At 51.3% G+C, this 18,953-nt stretch carries 15 protein-coding genes and 5 tRNA genes; 7 read left to right on the top strand and 13 right to left on the bottom strand.

Features of this window, described 5'->3' with window-relative positions:
* Positions 1-51 precede the first annotated feature (51 nt).
* The gene (locus tag KOI40_RS13465) at positions 52-1,071 is read left to right on the top strand and encodes an AraC family transcriptional regulator (protein WP_216098053.1); all 1,020 of its coding nucleotides are present in this window, start codon (positions 52-54) and stop codon (positions 1,069-1,071) included.
* Positions 1,072-1,107: 36 nt separating this feature from the next.
* On the opposite strand, the gene KOI40_RS13460 is transcribed toward KOI40_RS13465, so the two are convergent.
* From KOI40_RS13460 to KOI40_RS13450, 3 genes are read right to left on the bottom strand one after another with little or no spacing between them, the layout of a single operon-like run.
* On the bottom strand, positions 1,108-2,664 hold the full coding sequence (locus tag KOI40_RS13460; protein WP_216098052.1) for an arylsulfatase: 1,557 nt from the start codon (positions 2,662-2,664) through the stop codon (positions 1,108-1,110).
* Between the two features lie 49 nt (positions 2,665-2,713).
* Positions 2,714-3,472: an SDR family NAD(P)-dependent oxidoreductase gene (locus KOI40_RS13455; RefSeq protein ID WP_216098051.1), complete on the bottom strand. Its 759-nt coding sequence runs from the start codon at positions 3,470-3,472 to the stop codon at positions 2,714-2,716.
* 46 nt (positions 3,473-3,518) lie between these two features.
* A complete protein-coding gene (locus KOI40_RS13450) occupies positions 3,519-5,894 on the bottom strand; it encodes a TonB-dependent receptor (protein WP_216098050.1) in 2,376 nt (791 codons plus the stop codon).
* Positions 5,895-6,098: 204 nt separating this feature from the next.
* On the opposite strand from KOI40_RS13450, the gene KOI40_RS13445 reads away from it, so the two are divergent.
* Positions 6,099-7,097 carry an AraC family transcriptional regulator gene (locus tag KOI40_RS13445; RefSeq protein WP_216098049.1) on the top strand — a complete coding sequence of 333 codons (999 nt, stop codon included), beginning with the start codon at positions 6,099-6,101 and terminating at the stop codon, positions 7,095-7,097.
* A 250-nt stretch (positions 7,098-7,347) separates the two neighbouring features.
* Here KOI40_RS13445 and KOI40_RS13440 read toward each other — a convergent pair.
* Positions 7,348-7,435, bottom strand: a tRNA-Ser gene (locus KOI40_RS13440).
* A gap of 81 nt (positions 7,436-7,516) precedes the next feature.
* Positions 7,517-8,080 carry a nitroreductase family protein gene (locus KOI40_RS13435; protein WP_216098048.1) on the bottom strand — a complete coding sequence of 188 codons (564 nt, stop codon included), beginning with the start codon at positions 8,078-8,080 and terminating at the stop codon, positions 7,517-7,519.
* A 181-nt stretch (positions 8,081-8,261) separates the two neighbouring features.
* Between KOI40_RS13435 and ypfJ the strand changes: the two genes are divergently transcribed.
* From ypfJ to KOI40_RS13420, 3 genes are all read left to right on the top strand, one after another.
* Positions 8,262-9,173: a KPN_02809 family neutral zinc metallopeptidase gene (gene ypfJ, locus KOI40_RS13430; RefSeq protein ID WP_216098047.1), complete on the top strand. Its 912-nt coding sequence runs from the start codon at positions 8,262-8,264 to the stop codon at positions 9,171-9,173.
* Positions 9,174-9,322: 149 nt separating this feature from the next.
* Positions 9,323-10,375: a coiled-coil domain-containing protein gene (locus KOI40_RS13425; RefSeq protein ID WP_216098046.1), complete on the top strand. Its 1,053-nt coding sequence runs from the start codon at positions 9,323-9,325 to the stop codon at positions 10,373-10,375.
* 442 nt (positions 10,376-10,817) lie between these two features.
* The gene (locus tag KOI40_RS13420) at positions 10,818-12,188 is read left to right on the top strand and encodes an adenylate/guanylate cyclase domain-containing protein (RefSeq protein WP_216098045.1); all 1,371 of its coding nucleotides are present in this window, start codon (positions 10,818-10,820) and stop codon (positions 12,186-12,188) included.
* A gap of 65 nt (positions 12,189-12,253) precedes the next feature.
* Here KOI40_RS13420 and queF read toward each other — a convergent pair whose 3' ends face one another.
* From queF to KOI40_RS13405, 3 genes are all read right to left on the bottom strand, one after another.
* Positions 12,254-13,090 (bottom strand): NADPH-dependent 7-cyano-7-deazaguanine reductase QueF, encoded by an 837-nt coding sequence (gene queF / locus KOI40_RS13415; RefSeq protein ID WP_216098044.1) that lies wholly within the window; start codon positions 13,088-13,090, stop codon positions 12,254-12,256.
* Between the two features lie 130 nt (positions 13,091-13,220).
* Positions 13,221-13,994, bottom strand: a complete 774-nt coding sequence (locus KOI40_RS13410; protein WP_216098043.1) for an ABC transporter permease — start codon at positions 13,992-13,994, stop codon at positions 13,221-13,223.
* The gene (locus KOI40_RS13405) at positions 13,991-14,938 is read right to left on the bottom strand and encodes an ABC transporter ATP-binding protein (protein WP_216098042.1); all 948 of its coding nucleotides are present in this window, start codon (positions 14,936-14,938) and stop codon (positions 13,991-13,993) included. The genes KOI40_RS13410 and KOI40_RS13405 overlap by 4 nt, the downstream gene beginning before the upstream one ends.
* 126 nt (positions 14,939-15,064) lie before the next feature.
* Here KOI40_RS13405 and KOI40_RS13400 point away from each other — a divergent pair, with 126 nt between their 5' ends.
* On the top strand, positions 15,065-15,454 hold the full coding sequence (locus KOI40_RS13400; protein ID WP_216098041.1) for a PA2817 family protein: 390 nt from the start codon (positions 15,065-15,067) through the stop codon (positions 15,452-15,454).
* Positions 15,455-15,492: 38 nt separating this feature from the next.
* On the opposite strand, the gene KOI40_RS13395 is transcribed toward KOI40_RS13400, so the two are convergent.
* The 5 genes from KOI40_RS13395 to KOI40_RS13375 form a co-directional block, all read right to left on the bottom strand.
* Positions 15,493-16,941: a GumC family protein gene (locus tag KOI40_RS13395; protein WP_216098040.1), complete on the bottom strand. Its 1,449-nt coding sequence runs from the start codon at positions 16,939-16,941 to the stop codon at positions 15,493-15,495.
* A gap of 433 nt (positions 16,942-17,374) precedes the next feature.
* Positions 17,375-17,450: transfer RNA gene (locus KOI40_RS13390), tRNA-Gly, on the bottom strand.
* A 33-nt stretch (positions 17,451-17,483) separates the two neighbouring features.
* Positions 17,484-17,559 (bottom strand) — tRNA-Glu (locus KOI40_RS13385).
* A gap of 81 nt (positions 17,560-17,640) precedes the next feature.
* A tRNA-Gly gene (locus KOI40_RS13380) sits at positions 17,641-17,716 on the bottom strand.
* 2 nt (positions 17,717-17,718) lie between these two features.
* Positions 17,719-17,794 (bottom strand) — tRNA-Glu (locus KOI40_RS13375).
* Positions 17,795-18,176: 382 nt separating this feature from the next.
* Here KOI40_RS13375 and KOI40_RS13370 point away from each other — a divergent pair.
* On the top strand, positions 18,177-18,953 hold the full coding sequence (locus KOI40_RS13370; protein ID WP_216098039.1) for a hypothetical protein: 777 nt from the start codon (positions 18,177-18,179) through the stop codon (positions 18,951-18,953).

Here is an 18,953-nt window from a genome sequence, read left to right as displayed (position 1 = left end):
TCTCAAACGTTTTTATAACTAAATATTCTCAGAGCCGTAAACATCCAGAAAATGTATTCTCAAGTCTATCAATCACGCAGCGCAGTCTTAACCGGTTTTTCATCACTGGTAGCAGATCTGGGTGGCAATGCCAGCGAACTGCTAACCTGGGCGGGCTTGCCGGCAGAGCTGGACACCAATTCCGAGCAACTCATTCCCTATGATCTGGTCGAAAAATTACTGGAGCACGCCGCTCAAACACTGAACTGCACTGATTTTGGATTACGTCTGGCAGCCAAACAGGACATCCATATGCTCGGCGCTCTGGGTTTATTGCTCGAAAACTGCCCAACGGTTGGCGCCGCACTGAGCCTCTCACAAACCTTCATTTCCACCCATGTTCGCAGTGAACTCTGGCGACTTCAGCAATACGACAACCAGTGCGTTATTCAACGCCAACAACTGACCCACGCCTCTTCGCTCGCGCGTCAATCAAAGGAGTTATCCCTGGCGGTCTGTGTAAGATTACTGCGCACGCTCGCCGGCTCCGATTTTGAAGTTCTTTACGTCAACTTTACTCACGATAAAATTTCACGCGACTCGACTTATTCCTCGTTTTTTCAGTGTCCAGTACGCTTCAACCAGGAATATAACCAGATTGGTTTTCCAAAACGTTTTCTCCAGCAACCGGTGGTTCGCTATTCACCCGACAGGCGCAAGTACTTACTGCAGCGCCTGCAAGGCCAATTGAACTATTACGCCGGGGATATAATCCAACAAGTCAACAGCCTGATTCTGCAAACGCTGGGCAGCTCAGATCTGACCCTTGCCACCATCGCAAATTTTATGGGTCTGGAGAAGCGAACATTACAACGGCGACTGGCTGATCGCGGCACCACCTTTAAAGCCCTTCTGAATGATGCCCGCGTAGGTCAGGCACGCTGGCTATTACACTCAAGCCAAATCGACATCACCCGAATTTCAGAGCTGCTGGGGTACAGCGATATCACCAGTTTTTCTCGAGCTTTCAAGACCGCAACCGGGGTATCTCCCAGACAGTGGCGCAATCAAGAAAACCCTCATTCGAGCTGACCACAAACTCCGCAGCCAGCTTCTTTTTCATCCCGGCTACTTTTGCATCATCTGATACATGGCATCTGTGATGTCTTCCATTTTGTAGGAGGTCGGCTTTTGACGTGGCGGATACTCTTGAAACGTGCTGACAAAGTCAGCCACAATTTTAAAAGCAGGCATCGCCAAATATTGATTTTGTGTCTGCCAGTGGTTGAATGAGTTCGCGTTATGCTGTGCACGCTCATAAGGATCCATGCGCAAATCAAAAATCAGTGGAATACGCAACTGGACAAACGGCTCACGCCAAACCTGCATCTGTTTCGCACGCTGCTCGGCAAACACCAATTTCCAACGCCCACCGTAACGCAACCCTGTTAACAAACCATCATCGCTGAAATAGAAAAATTCCTTGCGGCGCCCTTCCTTCTCTTTGCCCAGGATATGGGGCAGCATGTTGTAACCGTCCAGATGTACCTTATAGGTATCACTGCCCAGACGTTTGCCTTTTTTCAGTTCAGATTTGATGTTGTCGTTACCCACTGCGGCCATCAAGGTCGGCACCCAGTCGAGATGAGACATCACACTGTTTGAAACCGAGGCCGGCTCGATCTTTCCGGGCCAGCGAACAAAAGACACCACTCGATACGCCGCTTCCCAGTTGGTGTTTTTCTCGCCACGGAAAGGAGAAATACCCGCATCCGGCCACTCATTCAAGTGAGGACCATTGTCGGTGGTATAAATCACAATGGTGTTGTCTGCAACACCCAGTTGATCCAGTTTATTCAGCAACTGTCCGACGTGATCGTCGTGCTGCAACATGCCGTCAGCGTAAAAATTCAAACCGGAACGGCCACTGTATTCATCCGGCACATGAGTGTTGTAATGCATACGACTGGAGTTAAACCACACGAAAAAGGGTTTATCTGCAGCCACAGCCCGGTCCATAAAGTCTAAAGAGGCCGCCATAAATTCATCATCGACGGTTTCCATGCGTTTTTTGGTCAACGGACCACTGTCTTCAACTCGACCATCGGCATAGGAGCGTACAACACCGCGAGGCGAAAACATTTTGATCCATTTGGGATCGGTAAAGTAATGGGGTTTTTCCGGTTCTTCTTCGGCATTGAGGTGATACAAATTGCCGAAGAACTCATCAAAACCGTGGTTGGTGGGCAAGTATTCATCGCGATCACCCAGGTGGTTTTTGCCAAACTGACCTGTGGCATAACCCATGGGCTTGAGCATTTCTGCCAGCGTCGGGTCTTCTTTCTGAATACCCAGTGGCGAACCGGGAATTCCCACTTTGGTCAACCCCGTTCGCACAGGGCTTTGACCGGTAATAAAAGCCGAACGGCCAGCGGTACAACTTTGCTCACCGTAGTAATCTGTAAAGTACATCCCCTCTTTGGCAATCCGATCGATGTTGGGTGTGCGATACCCCATCATCCCAAAACTCAGGTAACTGATGTTGGTATGGCCAATATCGTCGCCCATAATCACCAGAATATTCGGCTTCTCTGATTTAGCTGCGAAGGCAGCCACAGAGGTGAAGGCCAGCAATACAGCCAATACAGGCGACAGCCATCGATTCGGGCCAGAAATATGATCCATTTTCTTTTCTCGTAATAGGTAAAACAAGTGAAATGAACTGACCTCAGGATCAGTCCATTTCCATCATTTGCGCAAGTAGCTCATCTCTTTCTTTCACAGAAAGAGATGAAAGCTGACCAACCATGCTCGCCAGTTCTTGCGGAAACGCGATCTCCGGAACATGCTCCTCCAAACCTGAAATAATGGTATTCGCAGCGTCCTCGGTAGTGACGACACTCCCCACTTTAAAGGCATTCCCCTCTGCCATTTTTCCCTCAAGGAAACCCGGGTATATGCCTGTTACTGCAATACCCGAATCCTTCAGCTCCATCCGAATGCCATCCACCATCATCCGGACAGCCGCCTTTGAAGCGTTGTAGACATGCTCATAAGGAAAGCCGGCATAACCCGCCAAACTCGACACAGCAGCAATATGCCCCTTTTGACGATGCAGGAAATAGGGAACGATCTGAGGCAGAAATACGTAATTTGAGATGATGTTAATGTCGAAGTGTTGCTTCGCCAGGCGCCAATCAAAATCTGTCAGCTTTTGCGGTTTATCAATCCCCGCATTCAACAGTAACAGATCAATGTCTTGATGCTCTTCCAGGACGTTACGCAGCAAAGCATCCAGAGCCTCAAAATCAGTTTGATCAACAAAATACGCTGAAAAATCTGCAGACTCTGGCAGCGAGGCCGACAACTGCTCAATCGGCTCACGGGAACGATTGATCGCGACAATGGAAACACCCTGCTGGGCAAACTGGCGACACAGCGCCATGCCCAAGTCACCACCCGCACCTGTGATCAAAACTTTACGATAACTCACTGCGACACCTTTTTATTCAACATTAACAACATCATTTAGAGTACGCTTAAAAAGCATAGCTCGCTTCAACGGCAAAAGTTCTTGGACGTCTGATTTCTGCGTGCAGACCACCTGGCAGAGGCCCGGCGTTACTCAGCGCAACGTCAGAACCATAAGTCATGATGCGTTCATTGGTCAGGTTTTTACCGGTCAGGGCCACTTGCCAGGTATCGTCAAACGTAGCCAGGGCAATACGCGCGTTGAAGGTTGTCGCCGCGGACTGTTCGTGACGACGATCCAGAGAACCTGCTACATAGTGGTTGTCCATGAAATTGGCATCCAGCGTGGTGCGCAGCTGCAGGTTGTCCGTTAGGGAGCGGTCGTAATTCATACTCAGGTTAACGGTCCATTCCGGTGCGTGCATGTTCTCACGTCCGGTCAGGTCACAGTTACCACTGCCACTGGGGCTTGGCACCTGGGCGCCCACACCAGGACACACACCTTCAGAATAATCAGTCCACTCATAATCCAGATAGGCCGCACTGGTGACAAACATCAGGTTTTCAGTGGCGCGCCAGCGTCCATCCAATTCCAGGCCCTGAACTTTGGCAGCACCGGCATTGAATACGTTGAAGCCGAATGTACCGTCGTAAACCGAAACCTGCATGTCGGTGTAATCGGTTCTGAATGCCGCCAGATTGAGTTCAGCCGAACCGTCCAGCAACGTCATTTTGGCACCGACTTCAAAGGTTTCAGCTTCCTCTTCATCGAACTGGAAGTTATCACCGCCCAAAGCCAGCACGCTGTAACCATTGGGGTTATTGCTTGTAGTGGCACCATTGATACCACGCGCATCAAAACCGCCGGATTTATAACCGGTGGTGTAGGTAGCGTAGAGCATGATATCGCCCGTCAGGTCGTACTGGACATTCAACGACGGCGTCAACACCTCTTCGTCACGCTTGCCGCTCAGATTGTGGTCGGTCAAACGAAATCCACCAGCTGACGCATCCAGAGCCAGAGCATCGGCCACGGTAAAATTGGGAGCCAGCTCAAGATCCGATTGCAGGACACCGGGTGCAAGGTTGAGGGAATAAAGAGTCTGGTCTCTGGAACCTTCTTTTTTCTCTTCGGTATAACGCAAGCCGGCAGTCACCCGCAGGCGATCAGTGACGTTCCAGGTACCCTGGGCAAACACCGCCCACATATCACTTTCCTGGTAAAACGGACGATCCACCAGACTGTCAAAAACCGGCAAACCGCCAGCCGTCAAGCCTACGGTAGAAGGATACAGACGAGCGACTTCCTTATATTCCTGCTCGGAGGTTTGATAGAAAGCACCCACAATGTAGTCCACTGTCTCACCCCCGGGCGAGGCCAAACGAATCTCCTGACTGAACTGCTCAAACTCTTCACCCATGTCCATATCAATCACGCGCAGCTCGGAGAACTCGGCGTCGTAATTGGTTTCCTGGAAGTCAAAGTCCGAATAGCCGGTGATCGAGGTCAGAGTGTGCTGCCCCATGGCATAATCCAGATTCAGAACCACGTTGTTGCTCTTGAAGCTGATTTTGTTGTTCTCATTGGCAGTGCGCTTGAAATCCAGCTTGTCATCGCCAGCAAGCTGATCCATCACCGCAGGATTGATCTGGTAGTTGCCGTAATCGATGACCTGACTGATACGCCCCGCGCGTTTAATATCGGATGTTTCCAGTTTCAGTGTGGCCAGCAGATTATCAGTGGCATCCCATTCAAAGGTCAGACGCGCGGCCTTCTCGTCCACCGCAGGTCCGTCTTCGTTGCGGACCGTATTCTCCAGGAAACCATCTTCCTGACGATCACGGACTGCCAAACGGGCGCGCAAGGAGTCGGTAATTGGACCGCTAACATAGGCATTGATTTCAGTTTCATCATACTCGGGCGCGTAGCTGATGCTGGCCTTGCCTTCAAACTCACTCGTGGGCTTGGCACTGACCAGGCTGATGGCACCGGCAATGGAGTTTTTGCCAAACAAAATAGACTGGGGACCACGGAGTACCTCGACACGCTCCAGATCCATAAAGGAGGAGCGGGACTGCAAACTGCGCCCCATGTAAATACCATCTGAATAGGTACCAACAGATTGCTCAAAGCCCTGGTTGGCGCCGGAACCGATACCACGGATGTACATCATCGGCACGATACCGCCATCAAATACTTTCAGGTTAGGTACATAAGCCGACAGATCCTGCAAGTTTTCAATACCCGCGTCGGACAGTTTTTCACCTCCCATCGCACTCACAGAAATGGGGACATCCTGAAGGCTTTCTGCCCTTTTCTGGGCGGTCACCACCACTTCTTCAAGGGCCAGGGATTCGGCAATGGTATAGGATGATGTCAAGCCACTGGCTGCTAACACGGCCATGGCCAATGGGGATTTAAAAGGGTTTTTGCCTGCTTTCATCGCGACTCTCACTGTTTATTATTATGTCTTGAACGTTCAAAGGCTTGAACGATTTCGTATTTTTATCATTTCCTCAAGATATGAGGTGGCCCTATAGTAATCTGGAGCCCTACCGGAAAACTTGACAATAGGTGGCCAAAACTTGACTATGGGTGCCCTTGCCAAGCAGCACCACTCTCATTTCATTCGATTTAGGAAGCCTAAATGGCCTATTTGTTAAGAACCGGATCCCTGGAAGGGTACTTGGAACTCATGGAAGAACTTGGTGCGGATAGCGGATTTCTGTTGAGGCAAGCCGGTCTCAAGCGCAAGATTTTTGACAACCCTGACACACGGATCCCCTTTCAAACAGCCAATCAGCTGCTCGAAAACTCCGCCCATCACACAGGCAATACTCAAATCGGACTGCTAATGGCCTTCAGGCGCTCCGGCCATGTTCTGGGATTATTTGGCATTCTCTGCCGTCATAGCCCGGATGTGGCGACAGCCATTAATCAAGCCATTCGCAATATTGACCTGCACAACCAGATGGAACATTGGGAGCTAAAAAACCAGGGCTCGGACGTAATACTCATACGCCATATCAAGGATTATCGCATTAACCGCATGGCACAAATGGATGATATGGCTCTGGGTGATGTCGCTCGTTTTCTGCAATCCATAAGCGAGGGATCAATCAAATTAAAACGGGTTTACTTGACCCACTCAGCTCCGACCAATGCACAAATCTATAATCACTATTTCAAAACCGAGGTCCTGTTCAATCAGGATTTTAATGGTGTCAGCTTTGACCAGAGTCACCTGAGTACTAAGCTTCATTCACAGGATCGGGACATTCAAAAACATCTCGAATACTACATACAGTCAATGAAAAGGGAACTCAACGATGACATTGAAGAACAAACCAGGCATCTGATCGAACAAACCCTAACCTCATCGGACTGCAACATCGAGGAAATCAGCCAACTACTGGCCATGCACAAACGGACTCTGCAAAAAAAATTAAACTCACGCGGTACCAGTTTCAGTGTGATTCTGGATCAGGTGCGCTGGGGTAAAGCTCAGCAAATACTCAGCAACTCAAACATGCCAATCTCGAAACTTGCCAGCCTGCTGGGTTACTCGGAACTCAGTGCGTTTTCCAGAGCATTTAAAGAGGAATTTGGCATATCACCCAGGCAGTGGAGAAAAAACCTCCAATAAGACGTAATATCAGGCATCGCGGTAAAACTGTTTAGGCAGGGCAGGATTAATAAAATGATCTACCCGTGTGAACAGAGCTTTTCTTAATCCATTAGAAGCAATGGACCATCAATAGACTTGGATGGCGGGTTCGCTGCGCGAAGTCCCGATTGCGATGCAATCGGTCGAACCGGGGAATTTGTTAAATCTTTCCCGCTACGCGGTTAATAAAAAAGGGCCTACCCTTGCGGGTAGGCCCTTTTTTATTAAGTGGCGGAGAGGGAGGGATTCGAACCCTCGATACGTTGCCGTATACACACTTTCCAGGCGTGCTCCTTCGACCACTCGGACACCTCTCCAGTTGCTGAAATCTGCAGTTTAATACCAACCCTGCTTCAGCGAGGGCGGTACAATACACAAATGATTTCTGAAAGGCAATCTCAATTCGCAGGCCAGGGGTGAAAAAAATCTTCCGGATCAGGATTCGGTGGTGTCTTCAAGGCAATGGAGGGAGTTCCAAGGTAGATAAAACCTGCAATCAGCTCTCCTTTTTCCAGCCCCAGTCCCTGCATAACAACCGGGTGTTCAGCCATGGCACCACTGCGCCAATAGGCTCCAACGCCAACAGCAAAGGCCCCATTGATCAAATTTTGGCCGGCAGCACCCGTTGCCAGCACCTGTTCTACGTGCGGCACTTTGGGGTGTTCGATATTTCTGGCAATCGCTACAACGATCAGCGGAGCCCTCAGTGGCATCTTCCGGAAACGCTCGCGCTGCACTTCGCCCAACTCCGGATCATCCTTCAGCGCAGCCTTCACATACAGATCCCCCAAACGCTCCAGCCCCTCACCTTCGATTTCCAAAAAACGCCAGGGCTGCAAATTTCCATGATCCGCAGCGCGCAGCGCAGCGCGGTACATCAGATCACGCTGCTCCGCAGTCGGAGCCGGGGCAGTCAACTTGCCGCAGGAGACGCGGTTTAACAATAATTCAGTGGCTTGCATGTTAAAGGACCCTAATATCAGTAACTGCACGGGAGCTATCACGGCTGGTGAAACCAACCTCAGTGCAGATGGGCAGCCATTTTAACCACTAGCATAGCCTCTGACCACCAACCCCCTTTCCAACAAAACTGGCCTATAGTTGAAACAGCTTCTAAACAGGCCCACTCAATGAGTAATGACTATGCGCTGGAAAGGCAGACGACAAAGCAGCAATGTAGAAGATCGACGCGGAGAATCCAGCGGCTACTCGGCCGCCGGGAGCGGCGCAGGAGTCGCCATGCTGTTTCGCTTCATCCCTCGCATGCTGGGCAGTAAGACGGGCCGGATGATATTGATTGTGGGTGTGGTGGTTATTATTGGCAGCCGTTTCCTCGGCATAGATCTGCTGCCATTGCTGCTCGGAGGAGGCAGCCCCGCCATCACTCAAAGCTCCAGGGAACCCACGCCTGAAGAACAGCAACTCAGTCAATTTGTCGCCGTAGTGCTTGCGGATACTGAAGACACCTGGAATGCCATCTTTAGAGCTCAAGGAAAGCAATACCAGGAACCCTCACTGATCCTGTTCTCAGGCAGTGTCAACTCCGCCTGTGGTCGCGCCAGCGCTGCAGTGGGGCCTTTTTATTGCCCTGCAGACCAACAAGTGTATCTGGATCTATCCTTTTTTCAGGATCTCAAAAACCGCTACAGAGCACCCGGAGACTTTGCCCAGGCTTACGTGATCGCTCATGAAGTAGGTCATCATGTACAGACCCTGCTGGGCATCAGCGACAAGGTGAGGCAGGCAGGTCAGGGAAAGAACCAGAAAGCAGTCAATGCCCTTTCCGTTCGACAGGAACTTCAGGCCGATTGCTTTGCCGGTGTCTGGGGACACACCGCGCAGCGTCAACAGTTACTGGATCCCGGTGATCTGGAAGAGGCGCTGATTGCCGCTACTGCCATCGGTGACGACCGACTGCAGAAACAGGCCGGCGGGCAGGTGGTGCCCGACAGCTTCACTCACGGATCTTCTGAACAGCGTGTTCGCTGGTTTCGCAGGGGGTTTGATTCCGGCGATACCCAATCTTGCAATACGTTTTCAGTCCGACAACTGTGACCCATTTATAATCAAAGCAGTAATTATTTAGAGAATCTATTCAGTAAAACTATAGAGGCTTGGTGGCGCCTAAAAAATAAACACTATTGACAATGAAAAACCTGCCGATAGCGTTTGTTCAAGCGATTGTTCTGGGAGGAACAAGGTAAATGCAGGTCTCTCACTGGGTTATTTTTGGCGTCATAGAGCTGATCGGACTATTGATCCTGATTTGCCTCTATCTCCTGATGCACACGCGCAGCCTTAAACAGCTCGTCCTGCGCCTCCAGTCCCGACTGAAACGTGTGGCTTTCGACCTCAAAGTGTCTCGACAGGCGAGTAATGACCCGGGGCCCGAACAACCTCCCACAGCCACCGACGACACAGAAGAGACTCCAGCAGAAGAGATGGACATCGAGGCTTTGCAAAAAGCCCTGTCAGACAGCCAGCGGCGCGTGGAGAACCTGAAACAGTTTAAGACCCTGTTCTTAGAGCTGGAAGAAAAGTGGCAGAACGCTCAAAATCAGGCTCAGGAATACCATTCCCAAATCAGTCATCTGGCATCCGATACAGACCACAAAGACGAATTCGACACCCTGCTGCAAGGTTATCAGGCGGCCTATGAAGACTTCAGCCACGCCTTCCGCCAGCAGGATCAGTCCGAACAACCTGCAGCAACCGTGGAAACGCCAATAGAACCCTCCGCGGAGCTCGAGCGCCTCAAATCCATTGCCAGCAACCAGCACAATCTGATCAGCGAGTTACAACAACGTCTGGCGGTTGCCTATTCCAGCGCCGATAAAGAAGCCCTGATTGATGACCTGAAAACACAACTGGATCAACAGCTTCGCTACCTGAATGAATCGGAGACCTGCGTCAAACTGATGGAAAGAGAGCTCAGCGACGCCCACGAGCAGATAACCAGACTCAAATCCCACGTGACCAGCCGTGATCATCAACTCCGTCACGACAAGGAAGAAAATCGCGATCTGCGCCGCAAACTGGCCAAATTGGAAGAAGAACACGAACAGAAAAGTCTGGCGATTCAAAGATTGAAACAGGAAAGCGAGCAACTGGTGCTGCAAATGCAAGCCACTCTGGAAGGGCAAAGCGAGGGTGCCAGCCATAAGGAGCTGGATCAACTAAGGAGCGACTATGAGGGATTACAACAGCAATATACTGAGCTCGAAAGTAAATACCTGAGCATGAGACTGAAAGCTTGAAAAAGCTTCTGAAGGGTGAAATCTAGCCTCAAATGAAGCCGGAAACCAAACAATCAACTCAAAAAGATGTAATGAGTGCCAAAAGTTACCTTTCTGCCTTTTTCATGGGGACGCAGAGTTAGACAAAGTGGGCTAAAAACCCTAATATCGCCCAGTAACTAAAGGAAACAGGTGCCTTTGGCCCACTTTCGCAAAGCGCAGGGGTACTCCACGCGCAGTGTAGAAACCTGAGCCACTAAGCGTATTGGACAAGTCATCGCTGCACAGACAACTGCTTTTCGCTCGACCTCTTTAAATCAGGGAGACTGAGCGCCTCCGCAAAGGATATTGCAAACAGATTCAGAAAAAAGAGTACGACCACTCATTTTCAGCGGTCAGAATACCTTAACCAGCCCTTTTTGGTAGGAGCAGACGCCAGCCCGCAGGCAGGCAAGTCAAGACAATGACAGATGACCCTAACGCCCAGATGGACTCTGTAAAGTCACAGTACTATTTCAGAGCATTAATATGCTTTGCGGCATCTGGCACCCTGGCATCTCAGCTCAACCTCAGCGACATCGATTTCTTCAAGGCTGGTACGATTTTCTTCAGCCTGATTTACATCTACATTGCTTATCGCATTTGCCGCCGGGTCGGGGCTGAGAAACTGCCAGAAGTGGTGCGCTGGCTGGGCTGTGCAGATTCCATGTTGCTGGGTTTCATCCTGGCACTGTCCAGCTTCACCCTTCTTCCCACGCTGCTGTTTGTCACCATGGTGCAATTCAATGCCCTGCTGAACGGCGGCGGCAAGAAGTGGGCACACGACAATCTGGCCATGACCGCCGGTATCGCTCTGGGACTGCTGGTTTACAAACCCCAATGGATCTTATCCACGCAACTGAATATCAGCCTGGCGAGCCTGATTGGCATCCTCACCTACTTCTGCGCCTCGGCTTTTTATACCTACAGCCAGATCGCCAACCTGCGTAAGCAAACAGACCTGCTCAATCGCGAGAAGAACACCTTCAAAATCCGGGCTTACAAGCTGTCCCGCTATATCAGTCCGCCGGTATGGTCCGCCATCAATGAAGGCCGTGACAGCACACTGCAAACCGAGCGCAAGCGTCTGACAATCTTCTTCTCCGACATCAAGGACTTCAGTCAACTGTCGGAAGAACTGGAAGCTGAGGCACTGACCGATATCCTCAACACCTACCTCAAGGAAATGTCGATGATTGTCAGCCAGTTCGGCGGCACCATCGATAAATTCATGGGTGACGGCATCATGGTCATCTTTGGCGACAATCAGAGCAAAGGGATCAAGAACGACACTGTGCAGTGTGTGTCTATGGCACTGGCCATGCGCAAGAAAATGAAAGTTCTGCAGAAACAGTGGCAGGATCAGGGCATTAAACGCCCAATGCAGATCCGTATGGGCATCAACACCGGCTACTGTACTGTCGGTACTTTTGGCACATCACACCACCTGGACTATACCGTCCTGGGTACCCACGTTAACCTGGCAAGCCGCCTGGAGTCAGCGGCTTCACCGGATGAGATTCTGGTCACTCATGAAACCTGGTCTCTGTGCCGCGAAACCATCATGTGTCGCGACAAAGGCGAGATTGGAGTCAAGGGGTTCAGCCACCCCATCAAGGTCTACAGCGTAGTGGGATTGCGCAAGGATCTCGGCAAGAACCAGAACTACTTCGAACACAGCCTGGACGGCTTCTCCATGCACCTGGACATGGACAAGGTGCGCAACTATGACCGCGAACGCGCCATCAAGGCACTGGAAGCTGCAGCCGACGCACTGCGAGACAAGGTTATTTAACGTTGACCGGGGAACCTAACGGCCCCCCGCCCGCATCCCCGCTAAAACATCCCTGCCGGCAGGCATCACTGCCTGACCAGTCTCACATCCATTGGGCCTTCAGAGCCATTGGTGCGGTAGGGGTTGATATCCAATCCACCGCGACGTGTATATCGAGCGTACACCGTCAACGCTTCCGGTTGACAGCGCTCCTGAATCTCCAAAAACATGCGCTCTACACAGTGCTCATGAAAGTCCTGATGCTCACGGAAGGAAATGATGTATTTCAACAGCGACGCCCGATCAATCTGGGCGCCACGATACTGCACAAACACACTGGCCCAATCCGGCTGACCGGTCACCGGACAATTACTCTTGAGAAGATTACTGTACAGAGACTCACTGACTATTTTCTCGGGTTTATGCAGTGCCAGCAGGTCCGGACTGGGTGAATAACAGTCGATTTTGACCGGCTCATCGTCAATACACTCCCCTGTAAAGTGCCCCACACCTTCAAGAGCCACGCTCTCTAAAGGCTTCAAACGCACCATAACCGTTGCCCCCGCCGCACTGGACAGATCCGATTCCAGAGTCTGTGAAACGCTTTGTACGTCTGAGAATGCCGTCTGATTGAACGAATTGAGGTACAACTTAAACGATTTGGACTCGATGATCGCCGGGCTGTTGGCCGGCACTTCAAACTCGGCAATGGCCACTACGGGCTTGCCATCATTATTCAGCCAGGAAATTTCGTAGGCCGTCCAGATATCGACCCCGCGAAACGGCAAAGCCCCCGGGTTAATACCCAACTCGCGACGCGATTGCTGCCGGGGAATCGGACACAGCAAGGAAGGACTGTAAACGGAAACATATTCTGTGTTCTTACCCAGCAGGGTTCCCTGATGGGGATCTTTACCAGCCATAATTCAATACCTATGACGCTTATTCGCCAATTTTGTACGACTCAATTGTATACGGTTTAGTTGATGATAATGGTTCAATTCGCTGCCATTGTGCACAACTGACATCAACAATCACTCTACCCTTTTGCAATCAGGCTCTGAGCCGCTTTCCGGTTTTCAGAAGATGCAGGCAGTAAACCGTCAATGCCACAATAAACACTGCCACACCAGCAAAGGCGAAGCTGATATTAATGTCTGAAACTCCCAACACCCCATAGCGGAAAGCATTCACCATGTAGAGCACAGGGTTCAATTGCGAAACCCCCTGCCAAAACTCCGGCAACAAGCTGATGGAATAGAAAACACCCCCAAGATAGGTCAGCGGCGTCAGCACAAAGGTCGGGATAATTGAAATGTCATCGAATGAGTTGGCGTAAACTGCGTTCACAAACCCCATCAGCGAGAACAGAATTGAAGTCATCAGAACAATGGCCACTGTAATGCCCAAATGCTGAATATGTAGCTTGGTAAACAACAGCGATACGACTGTCACAATCAGGCCGACCATCAGCCCTCGCGCCACACCGCCACAGATAAAGCCCAGCAAAATAATATAATTAGGCGTCGGCGATACTAGCAATTCTTCTATATTGTGCTGAAACTTGGCACTGTAAAAAGACGACACCACATTGGAGTAGGAGTTGGTGATGACGGACATCATAATGAGACCGGGAACCACAAACGACATATAGTTAAAGCCACCCATTTCACCAATACGGGAACCGATCAGGGTTCCGAAAATGACAAAGTACAGGGCCATGGTAATCACCGGGGGCACCAGAGTTTGTACCCAAATACGCATAAATCGGTGAATCTCTTTGCGGATGATAGTGGTCAAGGCGATCCATTGCTCCTGCGGACTCATGCTTTCACCTCCGCTTTCTCGGTCTTGTCAGCGCTGCCATTGACTAACGAGACAAACAGTTCTTCCAGGCGATTCGCCTTATTTCTCATGCTCACTACATGCACTCCACTTCGGGTCAGGGATTCAAACACTTCATTCAGCGACCCCCCTTTCTCGATTTCAATTTCCAGACTGTGCTCTTCAACCAGTTTAAGCTGATAACCTTCAACCTCTGGCGCAGCAGTCAGAGCTTCACGCGTATCCAGCACAAATACCTCTTTATTCAGCGTTTTCAACAGCGCCTTGATACTGGTGTTTTCTACAATATTGCCCTTGTCGATAATGGCAATGTTACGGCAAAGGCTTTCAGCCTCTTCCAGATAGTGGGTAGTCAGAATAATGGTGGTCCCCTTGGCATTAATGTCCTGGAGAAACTCCCACATTGAGCGGCGCAGCTCGATATCCACCCCCGCGGTTGGCTCATCGAGAATCAGCAGGTGAGGCTCATGCACCAGTGCGCGGGCAATCATTAAACGTCGCTTCATACCGCCAGACAGCATCCTCGCCGGAGTGTGGCGTTTCTCCCATAACCCCAGTTGCTTGAGGTACTTGTCGGCCCGCTCCTCCGCGAGAGATTTTTTCAGACCGTAATAACCGGCCTGATTGACAACGATGGTGCGAACCTGCTCAAACTGCGAAAAGTTGAACTCCTGAGGCACAATCCCCAACTCTTTCTTGGCTGCCGCAAAATCGGTATCGATATCATGACCGAAGATGGAAACCTTGCCCCCGCTTTTGGTCACGAGCGAGCAGATCACGCCAATCGTAGTGGATTTACCGGCACCGTTAGGCCCCAGCAAGGCAAAGAAGTCGCCCTCTTTCACCTCCAGATCGATGCCTTTTAATGCCTCAAAGCCGTTGTCGTAGGTTTTCGACAATTGCTTGATTGATAATGCAACACTCATAACTTTCCACCCGAAATCTGCTGATGCTTGCTTCCTCAAAAACGCCCTGCTCATTCCATGAACCTGACAAGTCTTCTTGCCACTCCATATTGGGGTAGAATGACAGAATTAAAGATGAGGAGCCCCATGAAAAACCAATACGTCCAATTTCATCGCAACCTGCTGCAAGCTCTGCAACAAGCCGCAGCTCAGGCCATGCCTGTCAATGAGCTCAGTGAAGAAGATCAGACCCTGCTGTCACAACTTGACCTGCTGGCCAACAGCAAATCATTTGATGAGGCCTTTATCGCCACAGGCCAACAGGCTTTGTGCCGCATTGTGGCGGCTTACCCACACCTGGCTCCACAGGTACCGAGAGATCTGTTCTGGTTGTTTGGCGGCGACTGCCTGCATTACATGCCGGATGAAGAGATTTCCCTCTACCAGCAATTGGACGAGCTGCGCTTTGAGGCGGAGAATGATAACACCGATTTCGATTACGAAAAGCAACGGGCAAGAATTTTGGGGCTACACTGAAGCATTTGCCGGGTTAGCCCCCCGGCCCTAATCGCACTCTAGCCAGAGGATGAGTCCGGGCGTCCCCGCGACTGATCTTCCAGTGATGACTCGCTGCGATGCTCCAGCGACTCCCGAATTGCGCGCTCGTAGCTGAGCGCTTCCCCGGGTGAACCGGGGTGGATGTGAACACCACTGAGCGTAATGCCCCCCTGCTCGCGCCTGCCCAACAGCCAGCTCATCAGCCAGACACAAAAGATCGCCGCGGCCAGGGAGCCTGCGACGATATAGAGGCTCAACCGTCCGTAATCGGGCCAAATCCGGAAAGCACTGCTGGCCTCGGCAATCACCGTGACCTGAGCCTGCCGATCAAACTGACGCGCTTCCAGTTGCGCCAGCCTGGTCAGCGTATCGCGACTCAGCTGCTCCAACTCTTCCAGATCCGTAACCAGAGCTTCATGCTCGGTGAAAACCGCCGTAATTTCTCTTGCTTCCGCTTTTCGCGCCGCGAACTCTTCACGCAAATTCTTCGCCACACGCTGGGCCCGTTCGTACTCTTGCTCAGCCTCATTCAAAGCCCGGCGGGTTGCTGAGGCCTGAATATTTCGCAACTCTTTCTCCAGCGCCTCAACATCTTCGGGAATCTGCCGTAACTCAGGCTTTAAATTGATGTAATCTCTGGTGTAGCGCTGCTCCAGCACAGCCAACCTGGCTCTCTGGGCGTTTAAACGGTTCTGCAGGTCATTCACATACTCCTGCTGACTCGGAGCGACCAACAGCCTTCCCTGCTCCCTTGCCGCCTGAACCTCCTCCAGCTGCGATCTGGCAGTGACTTCAGCCTCCATCGCCGCATTGAGGGACGTGTTGAGTCCACGCAATCTGGATAGCGCCTCATTTTCCTCACGCTCGGCAGAGACAATATTGTGCTCCTCACGGAACGCATCCAGCGCCTCGCGCGCAGCCGTCACCTGTGTCGAAATCTGCTCCAGTTCCTGCTCGACAGAACTTTTGGTTTGCTGCACATTGCGCCTTACGTCATCCGCCCGCATCGCCAGATACTCCTGCACCCAGCTGTGGACTAAAACAGGTAAAGCCTCCTCATCACTGCCTTCTGCCGACAAATCCATCAGGTTTGTGCCCTCAACCGGCAATGCCTTCAACAGCGGCCGAACATCACTCACTGACATCTCAGAAAGACCGGCAGACTGAGCCCGCCGAATCGTGCGCTCCAGCAGCTTGTCACTCAGCAAGACTTCCCGCTGAATCGCCACCTGCTGAACATCAGCCTCTACCCCCCCCTGATCGATGGCCACAGGCGCCGAGATAAGCAGATTCGCACTACTGCGATAAACAGGGTTCAAAAACAACAGCACTGAAAAACCCGCCACCAGGCAAAATAGCAAGACGATGACAAACACCTTAATGCGAGGCGAACGCCGATCATGGCGCTCCCGAGGCAGGAAAGCAGCCGCAGACACCCCTTCATGAGAAGTCGCATATTTTTCCATAAACGTGCCCAAACCAGCTTCAGTGAAATCGCAGCTCAACAAAAGTCAGCAAACAGGAAGTAACCGAGAGAGCGAACCCTGTTGAGTTTAGCTGAATAAACCGAGGTCAGAGCCGGCTAAGGGCTGTATATACATCAGGCGAGAAGAGAGTCACACATGAACAGAAAAAAGATTAAATGCGGCAAGACGCAGGCTCGGTTCCCGCCCCTGCCCGGAACGGGTAGAGTTCAGGAAACAATCTACGTCAAAACTAGATGGATCTTAATTTGGAGCGGGATCAAAAGGCAGGAGCCTTTTGACACAGCTTTGCTGCCCGCAGGGTGAGCGACAAGGATGTCGCGAATGCAACGAGACGCAGGCTCGGTTCCCGCCCCTGCCCGGCACGGGTAGAGTTCAGGAAACAATCTACGTCAAAACTAGATGGATCTTAATTTGGAGCGGGAAACGAGACTCGAACTCGCGACCCCAACCTTGGCAAGGTTGTGCTCTACCAACTGAGCTATTCCCGCATAAAGCCGCCACAGACGTGGCCGGCTTGAAGATGGCGTCCCCTAGGGGAGTCGAACCCCTGTTACCGCCGTGAAAGGGCGGTGTCCTAGGCCTCTAGACGAAGGGGACAGAAACTGTACCGGTCAAAAACCGGAAAATTTCTTTCCTAGGAAAGAAAAGCCGCAGAAAATATCTGCGGCTTTAAAAATTTGGAGCGGGAAACGAGACTCGAACTCGCGACCCCAACCTTGGCAAGGTTGTGCTCTACCAACTGAGCTATTCCCGCAATGGCGTCCCCTAGGGGAGTCGAACCCCTGTTACCGCCGTGAAAGGGCGGTGTCCTAGGCCTCTAGACGAAGGGGACCCTGGACCTTCCCAGACTTGCCTGTGTGGCGTCGTCTTCAGAAGTGGGGCGCATTCTAAGTAGCGGACGCACCCCTGTCAATATACTTGTGTCATTTTTTTCAGTTTTTATACAAGGACTTAGATCACCTTGTCCCAGAGCTCGAAAACGCGTCCTCACGACAAACAGCTCACAACCGTCAACCACTTGAAACCCGCCGCTGATCAGCTCACGAGACGCCAACGGATACCTTTTGACAAATTATCGGGTACACTGACGCCTAAATCATTAATTTTAGAAAGCTGGACGGCCTGCGCCAGGACGGGGTTTGCGAGAAGACCTCATGTCTGCCGGTTTCAGGCCGATACCTATACAAAGGTTCACCATTACGAGTCCGGATTCCATGTCTTCTACCGCTATCATTGCCATCATTATTGTCATCCTGGTGATACTGGTCGCCTACGCCTTTATCTCCCAGACGATGGAACGCAAGCGCAAACAACGCCAACGGCAGCTCACTGCCTGCAAGCTGCGGCTTAGAGACTTCAAATATATGGCCAGTGGCTTCCCGGCAGGATTTCTGCCAAAAGAACTCAACCTGCTGGTGTATCAAAGCCTGATCGATGCCTGCGAGAAACTGACCCATCTGGAACCCAAAATCACGACCCATGTCGACGAATTAACCCTGTTCAGCAAGCAACTCAATGAGCTGCGTCAGCAACCAGCCTCCAAGAAACGCACTACCCTCAACAGCTCTCAGCAAGTCAAAGAGGTTCAATCGCTGCTCCAGGCCCTGACCAACTATCTTGGGCAACTGAAAAATGCGGGTAAACTCAGCGAAGCACAGTTGCAGCAATACACCAGTCAGATTAAGCGCTTGCAGGTTCAGATCACCGTTGATAATCACATACTGAACGCCAAACAAGCCCTGAACAGCCAAAAAGAACGATTGGCAATTCACTTTTACACCCTCGCGAAAAAGCTGTTAGCCAAAGAGAGCGGTGAAGTGAATTACCAGAAACAGATCCTGCAGCTCAATGATGTGATCGCCAAGCTGGAGCAGCAAGTCGCCCAGCAAGATCCCAAAGGGCAGCCGGGTAAACAAGCCGGTCCACAATCTGGCGAGTGGGAAGAGTTCGAGGCCGACGTCAACTGGAAGAAAAAAGCGGTGTACGATTAA

It is taken from the genome of Pseudomaricurvus albidus, from assembly GCF_018863235.1.
Lineage (GTDB): Bacteria > Pseudomonadota > Gammaproteobacteria > Pseudomonadales > Cellvibrionaceae > Pseudomaricurvus > Pseudomaricurvus albidus.
The sequence above is the reverse complement of the archived record's forward strand: the minus strand, read 5'-3'. Positions and strand labels throughout refer to the sequence as shown.